This window comes from Nonomuraea lactucae (assembly GCF_003313395.1).
Taxonomy (GTDB): domain Bacteria; phylum Actinomycetota; class Actinomycetes; order Streptosporangiales; family Streptosporangiaceae; genus Nonomuraea; species Nonomuraea lactucae.
The window spans coordinates 1-3,501 of record NZ_QNFZ01000195.1 but is presented as its reverse complement, the minus strand read 5'-3'; the positions used below and the strand labels follow the sequence as shown (position 1 = coordinate 3,501).

Sequence of the window (3,501 nt, the reverse complement as noted above, 5' to 3'; positions counted from 1 at the left end):
CGGGCGGCCTCGCCCGGGGGTCGCCCGGGGCTCAGGCGAGGGTGACCTCGACCGGGAGCCGCTTGATGCCGTTGACGAAGTTCGACCGGACCCGGGGGACGTCGCCGGTGACGCGGATGTCGGCGATGCGCGGGATCAGCTCCTCGAACATGATCCGCATCTCGGTCCGGGCCAGCAGGTTGCCCAGGCACAGGTGCGGGCTGCCCTTGCCGAAGGTGACGTGGTCATTGGGCCGCCTGGTCACGTCGAACGCGTACGGGTCGCCGAAGACCTCCTCGTCACGGTTGCCCGAGGCGTACCACATGACGACCTTGTCGCCCTCCCTGATCCGCTTGCCGCCGAGCTCGACGTCGCGGGTCGCGGTGCGGCGGAAGTGGTAGACGGGGGAGGCCCAGCGCAGGAACTCCTCGACGGCGACGGGGATGAGCGAGGGGTCCCGGCGCAGCCGGTCGAGCTGTTCGGGGTGCTGGATCAGGGCCAGCATGGAGTGCGAGATGGCGTGCCGGGTGGTCTCGTTGCCCGCCACGACGAGCAGCAGGAAGTAGTTGTCGAAGTCCCGCTCCGACAGCGGCACGCCGTCGCGGGGCGTCTCGTTGACCAGCCTCGACACCAGGTCGGTGCCGTCGCCGCCGCGCCGCCGCCGGGCCAGGTCGCGGCCGTACGCGAAGACCTCCAGGGAGGCGGGCGAGCGGAATGGCAGGTCGCGGTACTTCTCGCTCTCCACGCTGTGCAGCAGCACGTCGGCGTAGTCGGGGTCGGTGTTGCCGATGATGCGGTTGCCCCAGGCGATGAGCCGCTGGTTGTCCTCCTCGGGCACGTCGAGGAGGCGGGCGAGGACGTTGATGGGGAAGTCGGCGGAGATCTCCTCGACGAAGTCGAAGGCGCCCTTGACCAGCGCCGCGTCGAGGGTCCTGGCGGTCAGGCCGCGCAGGAAGTCGGCGTAGCCGTTGATGACGCTCGCGCCGAAGTGGCGCTGCAGCAGGCCGCGCAGCGCGCGGTGGCGGACGCCGTCCATCTCCAGGAGGGAGGCCCGCTTCTTGATCTGGTCGTCGTCGACCTCCTCCAGGTTGACGAACCTGGCCGAGGTGAACGTCTCGGTGTCCCGGTCGACGCGGACGATGTCCCGGTGGCGGGTGAGCGCCCAGAAGCCGGAGTTGGGTCCGGGCTCCGGCTGCCAGTGGACGGGGTCCTGGTGGCGCAGGGTGTGGAACATGCGCCACGGGGTGATCCCGTCGGTGAAGTTGTCGGGATCGGCGAGGTCGACGCCGTCCAGGGGCAGCGGCTCACGGAGGTCGGGGAGCAGCGGGATCATACGGATTCCTTCACGTCACAGGTGGGTGGCGTACTCGGCGAACTCCCAGTCGGTGACGTGCCGTTGGAAGCGTTCGACCTCGTCGCGCTTGTAGGAGAGGAACGAGGTGGTGAAGTCCTTGCCGAGGATCTCGGTCAGGGCGGTGTCGGCCTCGAGCGAGTCGAGGGCGGCGGGCAGGCTCATGGGGAGGACGGCGGCCCTGGCGGGGTCGTAGCCGTACCCTTCGAGCGGAGCGGGCGGCTCCTGGCCCGCCCGGACCCCCAGGAGGACGGCGGCGCACAGTGCCGCCAGGGCCAGGTAGGGGTTGGCGCTGGCGTCGCCGAGACGCAGTTCGAGCCTGGCCCCACGGCCCCGCTCGGGCGGGATGCGGACCATGGCGCTGCGGTTGTCGAGGCCCCAGTCGACGAGCCACGGCGCGAGGGTGCCGGGGCCGAAGCGCTTGTAGGAGTTGACGGTCGGGTTGAGCAGCGCGGCGAGCGCCGGAGCGTGGGCCAGGACGCCCGCGACGGCGTGGCGCGCGGTCGCGGACAGGCCGTAGGGAGCCGACGGGTCGTCGAAGGCGTTGCCGCCCGCCCCGTCCTCGCAGGAGAAGTGCAGGTGGAAGCCGGAGCCACCGGCGTCGTTGAACGGCTTGGCCATGAACGTGGCCAGCCTGCCCTCCTTGCGGGCCAGCTCCTTCACCGCCGCCTTGAAGCGGAAGGTTCGATCGGCCGCGGACATGGCCTCGGAGTGGATCAGATTGATCTCGAACTGCGCGCCGTCGAACTCGTGGTTGCCGCTGATGACGCCGATGCCGGTGTCGCGCAGCGTCCGCAGGACGCGCAGCAGGTGGTTGTCCGGGTCGGCCCGCAGGCCGGCGGTGTAGACGTGGCCCGCATCCGCGGTGTACCTGCGCCAGCCGCTCATCGCGTCGGGGGCCGGTGAGCACAGGAAGTACTCCAGCTCGGGACCGGCGATCGGCCGCAGGCCGTGTTCGGCGCACTGGGCGAGGACCGAGCGGAGCAGGTCGCGCGGCGACTCGGGGGCGGGGGCTCCGGTCGCCGGGTCGATGACGTCGCCCAGGCACCAGGCCACGCCCGGCTCCCAGGGCAGCGCGGCCAGCGTGCCCAGGTCGGGGCGTACGGCTATGTCGGGCAGCCCGGCGTCCAGCCCGCCGGTGACCGGGACGACGCCGCCCCGCGGGGTGGTGTGGTAGACCGCGCGGCAGAAGGCCAGCCCGTGCTCGCATGCGGCGGGCAGGTGGTCGAGCAGCACGTCGCGGGCGCGGTCGGTGCCGATGAGGTCGGGAAAGGTCACGCGGACGACGTCGACGCCCTCGGCGGCGAGCCGGTCGATGTGCTGGCGGACGTACGCGAGGTCGTGGGCGCTCACCGGTGTCTCCTCGGACGGTCTGGACGGGTGGCGTTGCGGCGGTGACTGGAGGATCTCTTGTTTGACTCCAAACGATATGAATCGCGAGAGCCTCCCGCAAGAGGGTCCGGCAGCATATTTATCCATCCGGATAGCCATTGACCAGAGTCCGCGCTTCTCCCTATCTTTGTTTGGAGTCAAACGAGATGGAGGGGCCGGCCATGAAGGTCGTCGTCGACATGAACAAGTGCCAGGACCACGGGCAGTGCGTCTTCGCGGCTCCTGACGTCTTCCAGTTGGACGACGACGGACGCCTGGCCTACACCGGCGAGCCCGGCGACGCGCTGCGCGCCGAGGTCGAGGAGGCCGCGGACGTCTGCCCCCTCCAGGCCATCCGGATCGAGGGCTGAGCGATGACCGGGCGCGTCATCGTGGCCGGCGCCTCCATGGGCGGCCTGCGCGCCGCCGAGCAACTGCGCGCGGCCGGCTGGCACGGGGCGATCACGGTCATCGGGGCCGAGCCGCACATGCCGTACAACCGGCCGCCGCTGTCCAAGGAGGTGCTGGCGGGGAAGGCGCCGTGGGAGTCCTTGGCGTTCACGCCGAGGGAGAGCGCCCGCGACGTGGAGTGGCGGCTCGGCGTCACCGTCACCGCGGCCCGAGTGGAGGAGCGGGTGGTCGAGCTGGAAGGCGGTGAGACGCTGCCCTTCGACGGCCTGGTCGCCGCCACCGGCATGCGACCCCGCCGGCTGTCCTGCGACGGGCCGTCCGGGCCCGGCAGCGGCCGGCACACGGTCCGCGCCATCGCCGACGCGCGGGGGCTGCGCGACGAGCTGACC

At 71.4% G+C, this 3,501-nt stretch carries 4 protein-coding genes; 2 read left to right on the top strand and 2 right to left on the bottom strand.

Annotation, left to right across the window (positions count from 1 at the left end):
- Nucleotides 1-31: 31 nt before the first annotated feature.
- Together DQW85_RS12300 and DQW85_RS12295 are read right to left on the bottom strand one after the other, a co-directional pair.
- Complete coding sequence (locus DQW85_RS12300; RefSeq protein ID WP_113700455.1) at nt 32-1,312, bottom strand: cytochrome P450; 1,281 nt, start codon at nt 1,310-1,312, stop codon at nt 32-34.
- 15 nt (nt 1,313-1,327) lie between these two features.
- Nucleotides 1,328-2,683, bottom strand: a complete 1,356-nt coding sequence (locus tag DQW85_RS12295; protein ID WP_113700454.1) for a glutamine synthetase family protein — start codon at nt 2,681-2,683, stop codon at nt 1,328-1,330.
- A 185-nt stretch (nt 2,684-2,868) separates the two neighbouring features.
- On the opposite strand from DQW85_RS12295, the gene DQW85_RS12290 reads away from it, so the two are divergent.
- Together DQW85_RS12290 and DQW85_RS12285 are read left to right on the top strand one after the other, a co-directional pair.
- Nucleotides 2,869-3,072: a ferredoxin gene (locus tag DQW85_RS12290; protein WP_275888198.1), complete on the top strand. Its 204-nt coding sequence runs from the start codon at nt 2,869-2,871 to the stop codon at nt 3,070-3,072.
- A gap of 3 nt (nt 3,073-3,075) precedes the next feature.
- On the top strand, nt 3,076-3,501 hold a 426-nt coding region (locus tag DQW85_RS12285; protein ID WP_162794925.1), incomplete at its 3' end, for an FAD-dependent oxidoreductase.